The following is a 19228-nucleotide window of genomic DNA, read 5'->3' on the forward strand; positions in this document are numbered from 1 at the left end:
CCCCGCATGAGTTCAACCACTGAACCCGGTATCCGCACGGCGACCATCGACGCGGATGACGTCATGGCGCACTATCGCCGCATCCTGCGCCGCCGCCTCGGCCTGATGCTGGTGCTGCTGCTGTTGATTGTCGCTTCCCTGTTGCTCGATTTTGTCCTCGGGCCGTCCGGCATATCGCTGCATACCCTGTGGCAAACCCTGACCGCTCCCGGCAGCACCGGCGCCGGAACCCAGGTGATCGTCTGGGATATCCGCCTGCCTTACGCGCTGATGGCGGTGGTGGTTGGCCTCGCGCTGGGGCTGGCGGGAGCCGAGATGCAGACCATCCTCAATAATCCCCTCGCCAGCCCTTTCACCCTCGGGGTCTCCTCGGCGGCGGCATTTGGCGCGGCGCTGGCTATCGTGCTGGGGATCGGCATTCCCGGCATCCCCGCCCAGTGGTTTGTTTCGGCCAACGCCTTTATCTTCGCCCTGCTGGCGGCGCTGCTGCTGGACGGCATCACCCGCTGGACCCAGGTCGCGACCTCGGGGGTGATTCTGTTTGGTATCGCGCTGGTCTTTACCTTCAACGCGCTGGTGTCGATGCTGCAGTTTGTCGCCAACGAAGATACCCTTCAGGGCCTGGTGTTCTGGACCATGGGCAGCATCGATCGCGCCTCGTGGCAAAAGGTCGGGATTTTGCTGGCGGTGCTGGCGGTGGTGATGCCCCTGTCGATGCTCAACGCCTGGAAACTGACCGCGCTGCGCCTCGGTGAAGACCGGGCCGTCAGCTTTGGTATTCACGTCCGTCGCCTGCGGCTGACCACGCTGCTGCGCATCAGTATTCTGTCGGCGCTGTCGGTGGCCTTCGTCGGGCCGATTGGCTTTATCGGACTCGTGGCCCCGCATATCGCGCGCCTGATGTTTGGCGAGGACCATCGGTTTTATCTCCCCGCCAGCGCCTGCATCGGGGCACTGGTGCTCTCGCTGGCGTCGGTGGCCTCAAAAAATCTGCTCCCCGGCGCCATTATTCCGGTCGGCATCGTGACCTCGCTGGTCGGCGTCCCCTTCTTCCTGAGCATTATTTTGCGCCATCGGGGGAACGTATGAGCCAGCATGCTCCAGAACCAACCGGGCTGACGATCGGCCATTTCAACGCCGGTTATCCAAAACGCCAGGTGATCCGCGACCTCACGGTTCCCCACCTGCCACGTGGCAAAATCACCGCCCTGCTCGGCCCTAACGGTAGCGGGAAATCAACCCTGATGCGGGCCATTGCGGGTCTTGGCCCCTCCACGGGAGAGCTGTCGCTGGCCGGGGAAAACCTGCTGACGCTGCCGTTCGCCCGGCGAGCGGAAAAAGTGGTCTATCTGCCGCAAACCTTGCCGGCCGGGGTACATCTGCATGTGCTGGAGTCGATTATCGTCGCCCAGCGTGCGGCGGGCGGCCTTCATCAGGCCGATAACCCGGCAGAAGTGATGTCCCTGCTGCGCCTGCTGGGCATTGAGCACCTGGCGCTCAGCTATCTCGATCAGCTTTCCGGCGGGCAGAAACAGCTCGTCGGTCTGGCACAGTCGCTGATCCGCCAGCCGGCGTTACTGCTGCTCGATGAGCCCCTGAGCGCATTAGATTTAAATTACCAGTTTCATGTGATGGACCTGGTGCGCAAGGAGACCCGCCGTCGGCATATCACCACCCTGGTGGTGGTGCACGATATTAATATTGCCCTGCGGCATGCCGATCATATGGTGATGTTAAAAGAGGGGCGGCTGCTGGCCGACGGCCCGCCGTCGCAGGTGATTACGCCGGAGATTTTAGCGGCGGTGTACGGCGTTCGCGGCCGTGTGGAACCCTGTTCTCAGGGGATCATGCAGGTGATTATTGACGGTCTGGCAATCCCGGCGGGATAAGCAAACGGCCCGGGTTTTGTCGCCCGGGCCGTTCGTCGTCTGTCAATTAATGGTCGAGATAGAGATAGTTTTCCCAGCTCTTCATGCGGATCAGGATCTTTCTGATCAGCAGCAGTTCTTTCATATGGTCGGAGTAGACCGCCGCTTCAACCGTCGCCCCTTGCGGTAGCTTATAGTTTTTGAAGCGATCGTCGGTGACCTTCATCACCACCAGCGCACGCCCCTGGGTGTTTAGCGCCGCGGTCGTCAGCAGTTTTCCCTGTCCCTGGAACTGGCTTTCACCAATTGCCGGCAGCACAGCGGCCACTTCGCCCTGGAAGACGGTGCCCGGGATCGCCGGGAACATCAGCTCAGCCGTTTCGCCTTTTTCCAGGCGCTGCAGCGAGTTCTGACGGAAGGCGGCCACGTACAGTCGATCTGCAGGTGCCACCATCGGCACAAACGTCATCACCGGCGCCAGTCCCAGCGCGGTCGACATGGTGCCAGGACGCAGGCCAACGGTGCTGACATAGCCGTCGGAAGGTGCGCGCACCACGGTGTTGTCGAGTTTAAACTGGGCCTTGCGCAGTTGCGCCAGCAGCGAGGCGACGGTGGTATTCTCCCCCTTCACAACCGAGTTCAAATCGTTCTTCGCCCGCACCACTTCAGCCTGGGCGGCTTTAACGCTGGCCTCATCGGCTTTCCAGGTCTGAAGACGGGTATCCACCATCTGATCGGAGAAGGCGCCTTTGTTGTGCCCTTCCTGATAACGCGCATATTCGCGCTGCGCCTGGTCACGTTCGGCCACCGCTTTATTGAGGTTGGCCTGCGCGCTGTTCAGTGCGGAATTCAGCGACAGCGCGTTCTGGCTGGCCTGTTTCACCTGCGCTTCCAGATCATCGACCTTCGACTGATACGGCGTCGGGTCGATGGTAAACAGGATGTCATCTTTATGCAGCATCTGGTTGGCTTTCACCGGCACCGTTAAGACACGACCGCGCACCTGCGAAACAATCGGGACGGTACGAAAAACCTGATTCCCCACTTCGGTAAACGGCGCGTTATAGTTCATACCAAAAATCACGCCGCCAATCAGTATCACGCCGCCCAATACCGCGGTCGGTACTGTCCATTTATTTAATGGAATGTGGAATATTTTAAATATCGCAATACACAGCGCGGCATAGGTCAGAAGCATTAACGTTTCCATTATTTTGCCTCCTTTTCTTTCAGCAGCGTTAATTCCTGCTGTACCCCGTCAAGGCGGGCCAGCACCGTTTCTAAGCGCTGATGCAGATCGTCCTGGTTTTCTTCGATTCTTTTCATGCCCCAGCCCCGGTCATCGCGCCACAGGGTGGCCCAAATCCACAGCAGCGGCCACAGCACGTGCAGGGTAAATAAGCTCACCCACCCGGCGTAATGAATCGCATCCTGATGCGGATGGTTTCTTTTTTTCGCAATTTCATAAGGGATATCATGAATAACAATTACCCCGTAAAACAGGATCAGGACTACCGCAACCAGGATAGCCAATGCTACATAATCCAGGGTCATAGAATAACTCCAGAGAAAATTTAAAAATAAATGGAAAACTGAATTAAGGCGTAGTGATACCAGGAAATAATTAATTGTTATTTCCCGCTCAGTTATTAATCAGAATTTTTCAGGGATTTTCCGGTCAATGGAAATAAGCTGCCCTTTTTTCACCGTAATATATCCCCCCGCTTTCAACGCCGCCAGCACCTGATAGACATAGCTTCTTGAAAGGTTCGTTCGTTTAATAATAAACGCGGACAAGCTTTCACGCTTTCCGGTATCAATTTCGCTGCGGTACAAATAGCGTGACAACATCGATTTGATGGTCTGAAACCCAGACAGATTGCCCCTTTCGTTGCTGGCATCCAGGGTGAAGACGCTCATGTAAACCAGAATCTGCGCCAGCTCTTTCATATACTGCGGTGACGAGTGGAAGAAAATACGTTCAAAGTCGCTGACCGCCACTTGAGTAAACCGGCATTTTTCCAGGCACTGATAGACTAATTTGACCGACGGACAATAGTACTCCAGTAACCCCAGCGGCATATTTTCGATAACAATCCCCAACAGGTTTTGCTCATCGTCAACGGCGAGGGTCATTTTCCCTTCCAGCACAAAGTAGATAAACCCCTCTGCGGGCTGGAAACGGTCGCCGGCGGCCAGTTCCACAGACTCACCACAGGCGATAACCTCAGGCAAGTGGGTCGTGAGTTCCAGCGTCTGGTAAAAAGAGTGGATATTGCCAAAACGACTCGTCATCTTTTCGTGCGCTCTCCTTTACCAACCGGCAGCGGGCAAATCATTGCTGTAGAAAATATACAGAAGAACCTCAGGCAGTAAAAGTCCACAGCTGGAGTTCTGCCGCTATCGTCTTGTTTTATCGCCTCCAGAGGCTCGTTTCTTGCCCTGCCTCGCACTTTATCAGCCCCGGCATTCCGATCGCTGGCGGGCTATGCTTTAATTAGCTAAACCGTTTTAATTAAGTTTAGCAAGAAGGTGGAATGAATATGAAAACGAACGTATGGGTACTGGGCGACGCCGTGGTGGATCTGCTGCCGGAATCGGAAGGTCGCCTGCTGCAATGTCCCGGCGGCGCACCTGCCAACGTGGCGGTGGGGATCGCCCGCCTCGGCGGCCACAGCGGGTTTATCGGCCGCGTCGGCAACGACCCTTTTGGCCGCTTTATGCGTCAAACCCTGCAGCAGGAGCAGGTCAACGTCAGCCATATGCGGCTCGACGAGCACCACCGCACCTCCACCGTGGTGGTCGAGCTTGACCCCGGCGGCGAGCGAAGCTTCACCTTTATGGTCCGCCCCAGCGCCGACCTGTTCCTGCAGCCGGACGACCTGCCGACCTTTGCCGCCAACGAGTGGCTGCACGTCTGCTCTATCGCCCTCAGTGCCGAACCCAGCCGCAGCACCACCTTCGCGGCGATGGCGCAGATCAAACAGGCCGGCGGACGGGTCAGTTTTGACCCCAATATCCGCCCGGACCTGTGGCAGGACCCGGCGCAGCTGCACGCCTGTCTCGACCGCGCCCTGGGCCTGGCGAATGTGGTGAAGCTCTCCGAAGAGGAGCTGGAATTGATCAGCGGCAGCCCTGATTTAGCCCAGGGCGTCGCGATTCTGAGCCAGCGCTACCAACCCGATTTGCTACTGGTCACCCAGGGAAAAGCCGGCGTGCTGGCGGTGTTCCAGCAGAAGCTGGTGCACTTCAGCGCTAAGCCGGTGGTCAGCGTCGATACCACCGGAGCAGGAGATGCGTTTGTCGCCGGGCTGCTCGCCAGCCTTGCCGCCAATGGGATGCCGCAGACGCTGGAGGCGCTGGAACCCACCATCGCCCTCGCGCAGACCTGCGGGGCGCTCGCCACCACCGCCAAAGGGGCAATGACCGCCCTGCCTTATCAGCACGATCTTCAGCGCCAGTTTTGATCCCCCCGGGCCGCCCATCGCGGCCCACTTTGTTGCATCCATCACAATTATTAAACCGGTTTAGCAAATTATATTCACAGCGCGCAATTATCGCGTTTAACATAGCGCCTAAACCGGTTTAGCAAAAACACATAATCTTCATTTTCACTTTTGGGATGCGACCAGAATGTTCAGAAAAAGCACACTCGCAGTTCTTATCGCTTTGCTAACCGGCGCCGGCTCAGCCCATGCGCAGACCGATCTCAGCAGCATCGAAGCGCGTTTAATCGCGCTGGAAAAACGGTTGCAGGATGCAGAAAACCGCGCACAAACGGCGGAAAACCGCGCCGAGTCGGCAGAGAAAAAAGTCCAGCAGTTGACCACGCAACAGCAACAAACCCAGGACACCACCCAGGAGGTCGCACAGCGCACCGCGAAGCTGGAGAAAAAATCCGCCGAGACCAGCGGCTTTGAGTTCCATGGCTATGCCCGTTCCGGGGTGATCATGAACGACTCCGGCGCCAGCACCCAGTCCGGGGCCTACATGACGCCGGCTGGGGAAACCGGCGGGGCCATCGGCCGTTTGGGCAACCAGGCCGACACCTACGTTGAAATGAATCTCGAGCATAAACAGACTCTGGAGAACGGCGCGACGACCCGCTTCAAAGTGATGGTGGCCGACGGACAAACCACCTACAACGACTGGACCGCCAGCACCAGCGATCTCAACGTTCGCCAGGCGTTTGTCGAGCTGGGCAACCTGCCCACCTTCGAAGGCCCGTTCAAAGGATCCACCCTGTGGGCCGGGAAACGCTTCGACCGCGACAACTTCGATATTCACTGGATCGATTCCGACGTGGTCTTCCTCGCCGGGACCGGCGGCGGGATTTATGACGTGAAGTGGAACGACAGCCTGCGCAGCAACCTCTCGCTGTACGGGCGCAACTTCGGCGATATCGATGAGGCCAGCAACAGCGTCCAGAACTACATCGTCACCATGAACAACTTCGCCGGGCCGGTGCAGATGATGGTCAGCGGCTTGCGGGCGAAAGACAATGACGATCGCAAAGATACCAACGGCAATCTGGTGAAAGGGGACGCGGCAAATACCGGGGTGCATGCGGTGCTCGGTTTGCACAACGACAGTTTCTACGGCCTGCGTGACGGGACCAGCAAAACCGCCCTGCTCTACGGGCATGGGTTGGGGGCTGAGGTCAAAAGCATCGGTTCCGACGGCGCCCTGCGTCCGGGAGCCAATACCTGGCGCTTCGCCAGCTACGGCACCACGCCGATCAGCAAAAACTGGGCTATCGCTCCGGCAATCCTCGCCCAGAGCAGTAAGGATCGCTATGTCGATGGCGACAGCTACCAGTGGGCCACCGTCAACATGCGCCTGATTCAGGAGATCAACCCGAACTTCGCCCTCGCTTACGAAGGCACCTATCAGTACATGGATCTCAAACCGGAAGGCTATAACGACCGTAATGCGGTGAACGGCAGCTTCTATAAACTCACCTTCGCCCCGACCTTCAAGGTCGGTAACATCGGTGACTTCTTCACCCGCCCGGAGATCCGTTTCTACACCTCGTGGATGGACTGGAGCAAAAAACTGGATAATTACGCCAGCGACGACTCGCTGGGCAGCAGCGGCTTTAAATCCGGCGGCGAATGGTCGTTCGGTATGCAGATGGAAACCTGGTTCTGATAAACCACGCCTGACACCAGAGCAAGCCGGGGCAGCGAGCACCATGCGCCGCCCCGGAACAATAATGACGCAGACACTGCGCCCCCGTGAATACGGAAACAATAGCTAATACATTCAGAGGGTACTATGGATTTTGAACACATTTCCCGCTCGCTGCTTCCCCTGTTGGGAGGCAAGGAAAATATCGCCAGCGCCGCGCACTGCGCCACGCGCCTGCGTCTGGTGCTGGTCGATGACTCGCTCGCCGATCAGCAGGCCATCGGTAAAATCGAAGGGGTAAAAGGCTGTTTCCGTAACGCCGGACAGATGCAGATTATTTTCGGCACCGGGGTGGTGAATAAAGTCTACGCCGCCTTTATCCAGGTGGCTGGGGTTGGCGAATCCAGCAAATCGGAAGCCGCCGACATGGCGGCGAAAAAACTGAATCCGTTCCAGCGCATCGCCCGCCTGCTGTCGAATATCTTCGTGCCGATCATTCCGGCGATCGTCGCCTCCGGCCTGCTGATGGGCCTGCTGGGGATGGTCAAAACCTACGGCTGGGTCGACCCGAGCAACGCGATCTACATTATTCTCGATATGTGCAGCTCGGCGGCGTTTATTATTCTGCCGATATTGATTGGCTTTACCGCCGCCCGCGAGTTTGGCGGTAACCCCTATCTGGGGGCGACGCTCGGCGGCATTCTGACCCACCCGGCGCTGACCAACGCCTGGGGCGTCGCGGCGGGTTTCCACAGCATGAACTTTTTTGGTCTGGAAGTGGCGATGATCGGCTACCAGGGGACGGTGTTCCCGGTGCTGCTGGCGGTGTGGTTTATGAGCATCGTCGAGAAGCAGCTGCGCCGGGTGATCCCTGACGCGCTGGATCTCATCCTCACGCCATTCCTGACGGTGATCATTTCAGGCTTTATCGCCCTGCTGATTATCGGCCCGGCCGGACGCGCGCTGGGTGACGGCATTTCGTTTATTCTCAGCACGTTGATTACCCATGCCGGCTGGCTGGCAGGGCTGCTGTTTGGCGGTCTCTATTCGGTTATCGTTATTACCGGGATCCACCACAGCTTCCACGCCATCGAGGCCGGGCTGCTGGGCAATCCCGCCATCGGCGTGAACTTCCTGCTGCCGATTTGGGCCATGGCTAACGTCGCTCAGGGTGGCGCCTGCCTGGCGGTGTGGTTTAAAACCAAAGATGCCAAAATCAAAGCCATTACCCTGCCGTCGGCATTTTCTGCGATGCTGGGGATCACCGAGGCGGCGATTTTCGGGATTAACCTGCGCTTTGTGAAGCCGTTTATCGCCGCGTTAATCGGCGGCGCGGCGGGCGGTGCCTGGGTGGTATCCATGCATGTCTATATGACGGCGGTGGGCCTGACGGCGATCCCCGGCATGGCGATCGTGCAGGCCAGTTCGCTGCTGAACTACATTATTGGGATGGTTATCGCCTTCGGCGTTGCCTTTACCGTCTCTCTGCTGCTGAAATACAAAACGGACGCTGAATAATGTCACTTCCCTCACGGCTGCCTGCGATTTTGCAGGCCGTTATGCAAGGCCAGCCGCGTGCGCTGGCCGACGAGCACTATCCTCGCTGGCACCATGCGCCGGTGACCGGGCTGATGAACGATCCCAACGGTTTTGTGACCTTCAACGGTCGCTACCACCTGTTTTATCAGTGGAACCCCCTCGCCTGCGACCATACCTTTAAGTGCTGGGCGCACTGGAGCTCCGCCGACCTGCTGCAGTGGCAGCATGAACCGATCGCCCTGATGCCCGACGAAGAGTATGACCGTAACGGCTGCTATTCCGGCAGCGCGGTGGATAACAACGGGACGCTGACCCTGTGCTACACCGGCAACGTTAAATTCAGCGACGGCAGCCGGACCGCCTGGCAGTGCCTGGCGACGGAAAATGCCGACGGCACCTTCAGCAAACTCGGCCCGGTGCTGCCGCTGCCGGAGGGCTACACCGGGCACGTGCGCGACCCGAAAGTGTGGCAGCACGAGGGCCGCTGGTACATGGTGCTGGGTGCTCAGGATCGGCAAAAGCACGGCAAAGTGCTGCTGTTCAGCTCCCCCGACCTGCACCAGTGGACTCACGAAGGCGAAATCGCGGGCTACGGGATCAACCACCTCACCGACGCGGGCTATATGTGGGAATGCCCGGACCTGTTTCCCCTCGGCGACCAGCAGATCCTGATTTGCTGCCCGCAGGGCGTCACCCGCGAGGCGGAACGTTTTCTCAATAGCTACCCGGCGGTGTGGATGGCCGGCGATGTCGATTACGCCAGCGCCCGCTTCAGCCACGGTGAGCTGCACGAGCTGGATGCCGGGTTCGAGTTTTATGCCCCGCAAACCATGCAGACCCCCGATGGCCGTCGGGTGCTGGTCGGCTGGATGGGGGTGCCGGATGGCGAAGAGATGCACCAGCCAACGCTGGCTAACGGCTGGATCCATCAGATGACCTGCCTGCGCGAGCTGGAGTGGCACAACGGCACGCTGTATCAACGCCCGCTGCGCGAGCTGACCGCCCTGCGCGGCGACGCCCACGGCTGGCAGCCGCAGCCTCTGCCGCTGGAACCGATGGAAATCGAACTGGCAACCGCCGGCGACGCGGCGTTCAGCATCGATTTCGGCGGCGCGTTAACGCTGGAGCGCGATGCCCACGGCATTCGTCTCGCGCGACGCAGCCTCGTCAGCGACGAGATGCTCTATCGCTACTGGCGCGGCGATATTCAGACGTTGCGGATTTTCATCGACCGTTCAAGCGTGGAAATCTTTATTAATGACGGTGCGGGGGTGATGAGCAGCCGCTTCTTCCCGCGCTATCCAGGGGAAGTGGTGTTCAGCGGTGCGACGCCGGCGACATTCTGCTACTGGTCGCTGAGGTCATGCATGGTAGTATAAGCGTTTTACTTTCAGGCGCATGCTGTCGTGATGAAAACCAAACGCGTTACTATTAAAGATATCGCCGAGCTGGCGGGTGTCTCAAAGGCGACCGCCAGCCTGGTGCTGAACGGTCGCGGTAAAGAGCTCCGCGTGGCGCAGGAAACCCGCGACCGTGTGCTGGCGATCGCCCGCGAACAACATTACCAGCCCAGTATTCACGCCCGCTCGCTGCGGGATAACCGTAGCCATACCATCGGCCTGGTGGTCCCTGAAATCACTAACTACGGGTTTGCCGTTTTCTCCCACGAACTGGAAATGCTGTGCCGCGAGGCCGGCGTTCAGTTGCTCATCTCCTGCACCGATGAAAATCCGGCCCAGGAGAGCATGGTGGTCAATAACATGATCGCCCGCCAGGTTGACGGGCTGATTGTCGCCTCGTGCATGCACAACGATGCCGATTACCTCAAGCTCAGCGAGCAGCTGCCGGTGGTGCTGTTTGACCGCTGCCCCAGCGAGAGCACGCTGCCGCTGGTGATGACCGACTCCGTCAGCCCGACGGCGGAACTGATTTCGCGCATTGCGCCGCAGCATCGCGACGAATTCTGGTTCCTCGGCGGGCAGCCGCGGCTGTCGCCATCGCGCGATCGTCTGGCCGGTTTTACCCAAGGGCTGGCGAACGCCGGGGTGGAGCTCCGCCCCGAGTGGGTGATTAACGGCAACTATCATCCCAGCTCCGGCTACGAGATGTTTGCCGCGCTCTGCGCGCGCCTTGGACGACCGCCAAAGGCACTGTTCACTGCGGCCTGCGGCCTGCTGGAAGGGGTGCTGCGCTATATGAGTCAGCACCATTTACTGGATTCCGGGATCCATCTGGCGAGCTTCGACGACCACTATCTGTACGATTCGCTGTCGCTGCGTATCGACACCGTGCAGCAGGATAACCGCCAGTTGGCCTGGCACTGCTACGATCTGATAAGCCAGCTGATTGAGGGCAATACGCCCGAGCCGCTACAGCGCTACCTGCCGGCGACGCTGCAAATTCGCCATCGTTGATTTACCCGCGCGATGTGAGTGATGGCATTGAAAAACGTCAGATGAGTCTTTAGCAGATAATTGACTTTGCCGCGTTAAACTGACGCGGCATCGAATGCGTCGAGTACGCTACTGGCGTAGTGCCATCATCACTTCCGGCGCACCTTCAAAAATGAACGGATTGAGGAACATCCTTCCCCAAAATAGTTTTCTATCTACTTCACTTAGTTCTACCTCATCGCAAATGGCTTTCCAGTTCATACGGACCGTTTCGAGATAATGCGAAATAAGCTCAGTGGCTTCACGTTCACTCAGCAAAAATCGGGAAGCTGCCGACAGGCATACGGCAAGATTACTCATCCGATTTTCACCAACGATCAGCATCGCCTGCGTGGCTTCATTGCCTGCGCGTCCTTGAGGACAAATATCATATGCAGGCGTCAGGCTAAGCGCTTTACCATCCCAGAATGCCGCATGATTTCTGGCATGATCGTCGGTGTTGCCGCAAATAACGTTGAAGACGAGACGACCAAACAGTTCCCGTAGCGTTTCTTTAGGTGCGCTAAAACGCTGGCGTATGATATCCGTCAGCTCCTCGTAGCTTGCATACCTTGCCATCATCTCATCAAGGCCCAAAATGGTCAGCGCAGAAACCATCAGGCGACGCTGCCATCCGGTCTGGCTTCGCAGGCGATCGAAACGCTCAATAAGCAGAACATCTTTACCGGCTGTATGACGAAAGAGAACAGGTGCAACATTTAAACCAACGCTGGCAGCCAGGCGCATGGCGATATATTCACCTTTAACAACGTTATAGGTGTCCGTCGAAGAAGAGAATTTGGCAATAAATTTACGCTCCCCGAATTCAATCATCGCTTTTGGCCGCGCGCCACCAAGTGAAGTACCATGAAATAACGCCTGTTCAAGATCAACGGTTAACGGTATACCGTTTTCCACCATCGACGCGGCCTGCATAAGTTCTTCAAGCGATGCCCCTCGCGGCGAACGTGGAACGTACTCCGTCGATGAACGCTGGAAATCAAGGCCACCAATCCGGTCAGAGCCGGACTCAAGTAAGTAGGTCATTTCATCCAGCGTGTTGGGATCGCTATTTCTCCCTTGTGCCCCCATCAGCCGGTTCAGAATCACTCTCCGCCCCCAGGCGTCAGGTGCAGCATCGCGTAACGCACTCGCCTGCAGTAAGCCTGGCGCAGGGAAAATAGCGCCTCTGACCAGCGGAAGTTCCGGCGCATAAACCGCTATCGCCTCTTTTCGCTCCAGATAACTGCGACCGTAGTTGAAGATAAAACGATGGTTATCCCTGCTTAATACGCCTGCGACAACCGGCTCCGTGGCGCCGGGAAACCAGATCCAGACATACACCTGTGCAATATGATTATCAGAAATCATCATTTATCTCTTTCCTTGAGTGATGGACTGCGCGTGGCATCAGCGACAGCGTTTTCTCGGCGTTTGCGAGATGCAATGACATAGCCGATCTGTCGGGTGTAAACAGCGGCACCCCCACGATGGTCGCCAGTTCAAACACGGCACCAATCGCACATCCCATATCCCCTTCTTCAGCACGATAGACGAGCCCGCGCGATACGCCGGCACGTTCCGCCAGCTCTTCAATGGTGAGTTTGGATTCGATGCGTGCGGTACGGATCATCATACCCAGCAGTCGGGCAGCATCGCGACTGTAACGGGAGTAGGTTCGAGCTGAAGGCTTTGCCATGGTGAATCTCTTGTCTTATTAATAGCGCATATCTTGCAAGTATATCCTGTTTATAGAACATCACAATTCAACCGACTGAAGCAGGCACAATGTAATGATGTCCTATAAATGACTCAAAAGTTAATAATACGCACTATTAATAGAACAAATTCATGCATCAAGGCCGGTGATCCGCACCAGGTGGACGGTGAGCCACAGCAGCTCGTTCCCGCCGAGGGTCATATCGAGCTGGGCCTTGACGTAATCGCGGATCAGCAGCGCGCAGCGGTAGGCTTCCGGGTACTCCTTAATCACCTGCACCAGCAGGAAACTGTCCCGCGCGCCGTCCAGTTCCCCTTCCTGTAAACGCTGCAGGAAGAACTGCATATGGACCAGAAAGCGCGAGTAGTTAATCGATTCGGTGTCTATCTCCTGCTTAAAGTGATACTGCACAAGATTAAAAATATCCTTCAGCATTTTCACCGACTGCATGGTCTGCGCCACGTCATCGCCCTCGCTCTGGCCGTTGACCAGATGAAACGCGATATTGCCGGCTTCTTCTTCCGGTAGTTCAATGGCGTACTGCTGGCGAATAATCGTCACCGCCTCGCTGGCGATGCGGAACTGCTGCGGGTAAAAGCGCCGGACTTCCGGCAGCAGGCGGTTTTGAATGGCGATCCCTTTGCGGCTGCGCTCGATGGCAAACGTCAGGTGGTCGGCGAGGGTAAAGAAAATCTGCTCGCGGACCTTGCTGGCCAGCTGCATATTGGCACGGGAGAGAATCATCGCCGCCATTTCGATCACCTCATCCGGGATCGCCGACAGCGCCTCCAGATAGCCGCTGCGCGTGCCCAGCGTCTGGGTCACGAACAGCTTCTCGATCTTCTCCGCCGCTATCTCATCCCCCGGTCGGCTGTTAAAGCCAATACCTTTCCCCATAACGATAACCTCCCGGTTATCGTCGTCGGCAGAGAGCACAAGGCTATTATTGAGCACCTTCTGAACAATCATGGTTGAGACTCGTGGTGGTTGCCGTTTTGCCTGATGACATCCTTATACCACCAGAAGCTGCGCTTGCGGATCCTTTGCAGACTCTTCAGCGACTCCTCGCCGCGGTCGACATAAATAAACCCGTAGCGCTTGGCATAGCCCTGGTGCGTGCTGACCACGTCAATTGCCGCCCACGGGCAGTAGCCCATCAGCTCGACGCCGTCGGCAATCGCCAGGCGCATTTGCTCGATATGCGCCGCAAGGAAAGCGATACGGTAATCATCATTCACCGTCCCGTCGTGCTCCAGCTTATCCGGCGCCCCCATACCGTTTTCGCTGATCAGAATCGGCAGGCCGTAGCGCTCGCACACTTTGCGCAGCGTCAGGCGTAGGCCGACCGGGTCCACCACCCAGCCGTAGGGCGTTTTATCGACCCACGGATTTTCCGCCGGACGATACACCCCGGTTTCCCCCAGCATAATTTGCTGATCGCCGGCGCGGGGCGCGACATCATTGCCGTCTCCCCGGCTGGCCACGATAGTGGCCGTCGAGTAGTAGTTGATGGCGATAAAATCAGGGCGCCCCTGCTGTAAAATTAAAGCATCTTCCGGCAGCATTTCCGGCGCGAGGCCGCGATCCTCAAGATAGGCCCACGCCAGGGCGTTGTAGCGCCCGTGCACCGCAACATCGAGAAAGCTCCAGCAGCGCAGCGTTTCCCAGTTATGCGCGGCGATGGCATCTTCCGGTTTACAGCTGCCGGCGTACATCGAGGTGGTATTGATCGCCGGGCCGATGCGCAGCCCAGGAAACTCACGGTGGCACAGGGCAAAGATCTGCGCCTGAGCCAGCATCATATGGTGGTTATGCTGGTACAGCGCCTTTTTGTCCGGCAGCGCCCGATCGGCAGGTACGCCAATTGCGCCTGGGTGGAGGATCATGGTGTTCTGTTCGTTGATCGTCAGCCACAGCGGTACTTTATCGGCAAACTCGTTGAACAGCAGCCGGGCATAGCGGACAAATGCTTCGCCGGTCTCGCGACGCATCCAGCCCCCTTTGAGCTCCAGCGCCCACGGCAGGTCAAAGTGGTACAACGTGACGATCGGCGTGATCTGGTGGCGGACCAGCGCGTCGATCAGACGGTGGTAAAATGCCAGCCCGGCGGGGTTAACCGGGCCGTCGCCGTCGGGGATCACCCGCGACCAGGCCACCGAAAAGCGGTAGGCCTTCAGCCCCATCTGCGCCATCAGAGCAACATCCTCCTCCACGCGATGGTAGTGGTCGCTGGCGACACGAAAATCCGCCGTGCCCGGCGGGTGGCTGAGCATATCGACAACTGACGGTCCCTTACCGTCTTCGTTCCACGCCCCCTCGACCTGATAGGCCGAGGTCGAAGCTCCCCACAAAAAACCGTCCGGGAATCGGGCCTGCTGTTGGTAGATCATGCCTGAGCCTCCTTCGCGGATTGCACCATCAGCGACTCGCCATAATTCACCTGTGTGGCGGCGGTAACACTGAGCTGGCAATGTTCATCGCCATTGACCACCACCACCGGGGTAATCACATCGTATCCGGCACGCTCGATGGCGGCGATATCAAAGCGGATCAGCTCCTGCCCGGCTTCCACCACATCCCCGACTTTCAGCGAGGAGCTGAAGTGCTGGCCGTTGAGGTTAACGGTATCAATCCCGATATGCACCAGCAGTTCAAGCCCACTTTCGCTTTGTAAACCAACCGCATGGCATGACGGCAGAAACATCATCACCTTGCCGTTAAACGGCGCTTTCAGGCATCCCTCCTGCGGGCGAATCGCGACCCCTTGCCCCAGCAAGCCGCTGGCAAAAACGTCATCATTCACGTCGCTTAACGGCACGACCTGACCACGCAGCGGGCTGAGCACCTCGATGTCGCCATCGTTTTTCGGGCTGATGACAGGCGGCGGCGTCGGCTCAGCCGCATCTTGCTCCTCGGGCGCATCTTTAAAGGCGATAAACCAGGTCAGGGTAAAGGTCACCACAATGGAGATCGCGCAGGTTACCAGCGCATGGACGATGTTCATCGGGTTTTCACCGATAAACGCCGGCAGCGCCGCCAGGCCAGGCGAGACAAAGGCGTAGCGCACCAGCCCGCTAAAGCCCGCGTACATCCCGGCGCAGCCGCCGCCAATCATCGCGGCAATCATCACGCGGCGGAACTTGAGCAGCACCCCGTACAGCGCCGGTTCGGTGATCCCCAGCAGCGCGGTAAAACCAGATGACGAGGCCAGCTGGCGCAGGTTGCTATTTTTGGTTTTCAGCGCCACGCACAGCGTCGCCGCGCCCATCGCCACGTTCGACGCCAGCATCCCCGGGCCGTTAATCATTTCGAAGCCATTTTTACTGAGCTGCCCGGTGGCAATCGGCGTCATCGCCCAGGCGGTACCGGTAATAATCAGGAAGGGTTGCAGGGTGCCCATCAGCATCGGGATTAACCAGCTGGCGTGGCGGTCGATAGCGCCTGCTCCGGCGGCCACCAGATCGTTAAGCAAAATGCCCGCCGGCCCCACCACCACCAGCGCCAGCGGCGCGGTGATCAACAGGATCAGCATCGGCTTGATGAAAAACTTGATAATCGAAGGCGACACTTTTTCGGCAAAGCGCTCCACCCACGACATCAGCCACACCGTCAGGATGATCGGCAGCACCGACCCGGCGTAATCGGAAAGCAGCACGTTGATGCCGACAAAATCGACCGCTTTACCGGCCGCCAGCATCTGGCCGATGCCCGGATGCAGCAGCACGCCGGCGAGGGTCATCGCCAGAATCGGGTTGCATTCAAACTTCAGCGACGCCCCGTAGGCCAGCAGCACCGGCAGGAAGAAGAAGGCGGCGTCGGCAATGATATTCAGCAACTGCCAGGTCGAGCTGGTTTCGCTGATCGCTCCCGTCAGTTTGAGGATCGCCAGCAGCGCTTTGATCATCCCCGCGCCGGTAATCGCCGGGATAACCGGGGTAAAGGTGGTGGAAATGACGCTGATAATGCGCGCGACGATACCGGCCGGTTTGGCGTTTTTATCGCCGCCTGCCGGGTTTTTCTTCTCCGGCAGCGCTTTATTGAGCAGGCGGTACACCTGCTGCACTTCATTGCCGATGACAATCTGGAACTGGCCGCCCTTCTCCACCACGCTGATGACGCCGGGAATGGTGCCAATCTGTGCATCGTTGACCTGCGCGCGGTCGTTAAACTCCATGCGCAGCCGGGTTGCGCAGTGGGTGAGCATACGGATATTTTCCGCACCGCCCACCGCGTGGAGGATTTTTTCTGCTGTTTCGTTATAGTTCATAGTGTTCCCTGGTGTTGGGGCAAAAAAAAAGACCAAAACAGAGACGCTCCCCATATACGGGAGAGCATTCCTATTTTGGTCTTGCCTGCTTTCGCAGTAGCACGCCATCATAAAAATGGGTTATTTCGGCGGATTATCTCAGCGGCCTTTACCGATTTCAATGGCGACCGAACAAAAGTGTGAACTGGATTAAGTAAATTCTTAAGTCAATATCAACCCAGAGCCTGGTGGCGTAACCAGCTCTGCAAGAGTTTCGCGTTCGCCGTCATATCGCTGTCCTGGCGCACGCAAAGGTAGTAATCCCGGCCATCCTCGATGGTGGCGTCGATGATTTTCACCAGCTCGCCGCTGTTCAGATAGGGCGCGATCAGCGGTTCGCGCATCAGGGCGCAGCCGAGGCCCGCCTGAACGCCCGCCAGGGTCAGCAGGCCATCTTCAAACAGCGGCCCCGTCGAGCGCGGCGGGCGTTTCACCCCCTGCTGAACAAACCACTGGTTCCACGTCGTGCGCTCCTCGTCATGGAGCAACGGCATCTGCAGTAGCTGTTCCGGCGTATCGATATGCCCGTGCAGGCGGATAAACGCCCGGCTGCATACCGGCACCATTCTGCCGGATATCAACTTTTCGCTCTGATATCCGGCCCACTGCCCGTCGCCAAAACGAATCGACATGTCCGATGCATCGCTCAGATAGTTACGATGGTTGGCATAGACCACGTTGATTTCGGTATGGGGGTTGGCGTGGACAAAAGACGGCAGGCGAGGAATAAACCAGCCCATCCCGAACAGCGGGATCAGGCTGATCGTCACCTGCTGAGTTTGCACCTGATCCACCAGATGCTCGGTGGCCTGGCGCAGCACATTAAACGCCGCGCGGATCGAGCGGTAATACTCCCGCCCCTGCTGGCTCAGGGTCAGCCGCCGGCCCTGCCTTTCGGTCAGCGAAATTTGCAGGTACTCCTCCAGCACTTTCAGCTGATGGCTCACCGCCGAGGGTGAAATAGCCAGCTCCCGGGCGGCCTGCGTCACGCTGCCCAGACGGGCGATAGCCTCAAACGCGCGCACCGCCCGCAGCGGCGGATCGTTGGTCAACGTGCTTTCGGTGGTGAGTTCCGGCCCCGCCAATGATTCTGTTTTTTTCATATGTTGATTTTCTTAGTGCAGTCCACGTTTTTGCCGCTCATTTAATATGATTAAAAATCATAAAGATACAAATAATCACAAACTTCATAAGAAAGAATATATCCGTATTTTACAATTTAATTCATTTATTAGATGGTAGCCGTAATTTGAGCACATTGTCGGGTTATTCAGTTGGACACTCTCATACAACAACTTATAAACGGGGTCATGCTCGGCAGCATCTACGCCCTAATCGCCCTCGGCTATACCATGGTGTATGGCATTCTGCGGATTATTAACTTCGCCCACGGCGATATCCTGATGGTCGGCGCGTTGACCACGCTGTCCGGGATGAATGCGTTGAATGCCCATTTCCCCGGTCTGTCGCCGCTGGCGCAACTGGTGCTGGCGTTGATGCTGGCAATGATCATCTGCGGCCTGCTGGCCATGGCGGTGGAGCGCTTTGCCTACCGTCGCCTGCGCAACGCGCCGCGCCTGGCGCCGCTGATCTCCGGGATCGGCGTTTCGGTACTGCTGCAAACCGTGGCGATGATCGTCTGGTCCCGTAACCCGCTAATGTTCCCGCAGATCCTGCCGATGGACCCGATCGCCGTGACCCACGGCAGCGCCGGGCACCCGCCGGCGATCGTCACCGTGACCGGCATCGTCACCGTCGCGCTGGCGCTGGCGGTGATGCTCGGCCTGTGGCTGCTGGTGGAATTTACCCGCCTGGGCCGCGGCATGCGCGCGGTGGCGGAAAACCCGCGTATCGCCACGCTGATGGGCGTTAACCCCAACGCCATTATTGCCCTGACCTTTGCCATTGGCGGCGCGTTTGCGGCCCTGGCCGGGGTGATGATGGCCAGCAACTACGGCAATGCCAGCTTCTCGATGGGCTTTCTGCCCGGCATTAAAGCGTTTACCGCCGCGGTACTCGGCGGCATCGGCAACATTCGCGGAGCCATGGTCGGCGGCCTGCTGCTGGGCCTGATCGAATCCCTGGGCGCCGGTTATCTCGGCGACCTGACCAACGGCGTCTTCGGCAGCAACTATCAGGATATCTTTGCCTTTATGGTGCTGATTCTGGTGCTGGTCTTCCGCCCTGCCGGTTTGCTCGGCGAACGCGTCGCGCACCGGGCTTAGGAGAGAAC

Annotated in this window: 17 protein-coding genes; 8 read left to right on the forward strand and 9 right to left on the reverse strand. The window is 58.0% G+C overall.

Annotation, left to right across the window (positions count from 1 at the left end; translation table 11 throughout):
* The first annotated feature begins 6 nt into the window (after positions 1-6).
* Positions 7-1089 carry a FecCD family ABC transporter permease gene (locus HF679_RS12320; protein WP_123755819.1) on the forward strand — a complete coding sequence of 361 codons (1083 nt, stop codon included), beginning with the start codon at positions 7-9 and terminating at the stop codon, positions 1087-1089.
* Positions 1086-1889, forward strand: a complete 804-nt coding sequence (locus HF679_RS12325) for an ABC transporter ATP-binding protein (protein ID WP_123755818.1) — start codon at positions 1086-1088, stop codon at positions 1887-1889. The genes HF679_RS12320 and HF679_RS12325 overlap by 4 nt, the downstream gene beginning before the upstream one ends.
* 46 nt (positions 1890-1935) lie before the next feature.
* On the opposite strand, the gene HF679_RS12330 is transcribed toward HF679_RS12325, so the two are convergent.
* The 3 genes from HF679_RS12330 to HF679_RS12340 all read right to left on the reverse strand — a co-directional run bounded on the left by HF679_RS12330 (position 1936) and on the right by HF679_RS12340 (position 4163).
* Positions 1936-3078 (reverse strand): HlyD family secretion protein, encoded by a 1143-nt coding sequence (locus tag HF679_RS12330; protein ID WP_123755817.1) that lies wholly within the window; start codon positions 3076-3078, stop codon positions 1936-1938.
* Positions 3078-3422, reverse strand: a complete 345-nt coding sequence (locus tag HF679_RS12335) for a DUF3302 domain-containing protein (RefSeq protein ID WP_123755816.1) — start codon at positions 3420-3422, stop codon at positions 3078-3080. Before HF679_RS12335 ends, HF679_RS12330 begins: the two co-directional genes overlap by 1 nt.
* Positions 3423-3521: 99 nt before the next feature.
* Positions 3522-4163, reverse strand: a complete 642-nt coding sequence (locus tag HF679_RS12340; RefSeq protein ID WP_123755815.1) for a helix-turn-helix domain-containing protein — start codon at positions 4161-4163, stop codon at positions 3522-3524.
* Between the two features lie 248 nt (positions 4164-4411).
* Here HF679_RS12340 and HF679_RS12345 point away from each other — a divergent pair, with 248 nt between their 5' ends.
* The 5 genes from HF679_RS12345 (at position 4412) to HF679_RS12365 (ending at position 10951) form a co-directional block, all read left to right on the forward strand.
* Positions 4412-5335: an aminoimidazole riboside kinase gene (locus tag HF679_RS12345; protein ID WP_187042092.1), complete on the forward strand. Its 924-nt coding sequence runs from the start codon at positions 4412-4414 to the stop codon at positions 5333-5335.
* A gap of 166 nt (positions 5336-5501) precedes the next feature.
* Complete coding sequence (locus tag HF679_RS12350; RefSeq protein WP_123755814.1) at positions 5502-7019, forward strand: carbohydrate porin; 1518 nt, start codon at positions 5502-5504, stop codon at positions 7017-7019.
* A gap of 126 nt (positions 7020-7145) precedes the next feature.
* Positions 7146-8516, forward strand: a complete 1371-nt coding sequence (locus tag HF679_RS12355; protein ID WP_123755813.1) for a sucrose-specific PTS transporter subunit IIBC — start codon at positions 7146-7148, stop codon at positions 8514-8516.
* Positions 8516-9916, forward strand: a complete 1401-nt coding sequence (locus HF679_RS12360) for a sucrose-6-phosphate hydrolase (RefSeq protein ID WP_123755812.1) — start codon at positions 8516-8518, stop codon at positions 9914-9916. The genes HF679_RS12355 and HF679_RS12360 overlap by 1 nt, the downstream gene beginning before the upstream one ends.
* A gap of 30 nt (positions 9917-9946) precedes the next feature.
* Complete coding sequence (locus HF679_RS12365) at positions 9947-10951, forward strand: LacI family DNA-binding transcriptional regulator (protein WP_123755811.1); 1005 nt, start codon at positions 9947-9949, stop codon at positions 10949-10951.
* A gap of 108 nt (positions 10952-11059) precedes the next feature.
* Here HF679_RS12365 and HF679_RS12370 read toward each other — a convergent pair whose 3' ends face one another.
* The 6 genes from HF679_RS12370 to HF679_RS12395 form a co-directional block, all read right to left on the reverse strand.
* A complete protein-coding gene (locus tag HF679_RS12370; protein ID WP_187043052.1) occupies positions 11060-12340 on the reverse strand; it encodes a type II toxin-antitoxin system HipA family toxin in 1281 nt (426 codons plus the stop codon).
* Positions 12330-12668 carry a helix-turn-helix domain-containing protein gene (locus tag HF679_RS12375; RefSeq protein ID WP_123755809.1) on the reverse strand — a complete coding sequence of 113 codons (339 nt, stop codon included), beginning with the start codon at positions 12666-12668 and terminating at the stop codon, positions 12330-12332. The genes HF679_RS12370 and HF679_RS12375 overlap by 11 nt, the downstream gene beginning before the upstream one ends.
* Positions 12669-12818: 150 nt before the next feature.
* Positions 12819-13658 (reverse strand): BglG family transcription antiterminator LicT, encoded by an 840-nt coding sequence (gene licT / locus HF679_RS12380; protein WP_123755808.1) that lies wholly within the window; start codon positions 13656-13658, stop codon positions 12819-12821.
* A complete protein-coding gene (locus HF679_RS12385) occupies positions 13655-15079 on the reverse strand; it encodes a glycoside hydrolase family 1 protein (RefSeq protein WP_187042093.1) in 1425 nt (474 codons plus the stop codon). The genes licT and HF679_RS12385 overlap by 4 nt, the downstream gene beginning before the upstream one ends.
* A complete protein-coding gene (locus HF679_RS12390; RefSeq protein ID WP_154143517.1) occupies positions 15076-16956 on the reverse strand; it encodes a beta-glucoside-specific PTS transporter subunit IIABC in 1881 nt (626 codons plus the stop codon). Before HF679_RS12390 ends, HF679_RS12385 begins: the two co-directional genes overlap by 4 nt.
* Before the next feature lie 212 nt (positions 16957-17168).
* A complete protein-coding gene (locus HF679_RS12395; protein ID WP_123755805.1) occupies positions 17169-18098 on the reverse strand; it encodes a LysR substrate-binding domain-containing protein in 930 nt (309 codons plus the stop codon).
* Between the two features lie 171 nt (positions 18099-18269).
* Between HF679_RS12395 and HF679_RS12400 the strand changes: the two genes are divergently transcribed.
* Positions 18270-19220, forward strand: a complete 951-nt coding sequence (locus HF679_RS12400; protein WP_187042094.1) for a branched-chain amino acid ABC transporter permease — start codon at positions 18270-18272, stop codon at positions 19218-19220.
* Positions 19221-19228 lie beyond the last annotated feature (8 nt).

The organism is Enterobacter sp. JUb54 (genome assembly GCF_014298075.1).
GTDB lineage: Bacteria > Pseudomonadota > Gammaproteobacteria > Enterobacterales > Enterobacteriaceae > Klebsiella > Klebsiella lignicola.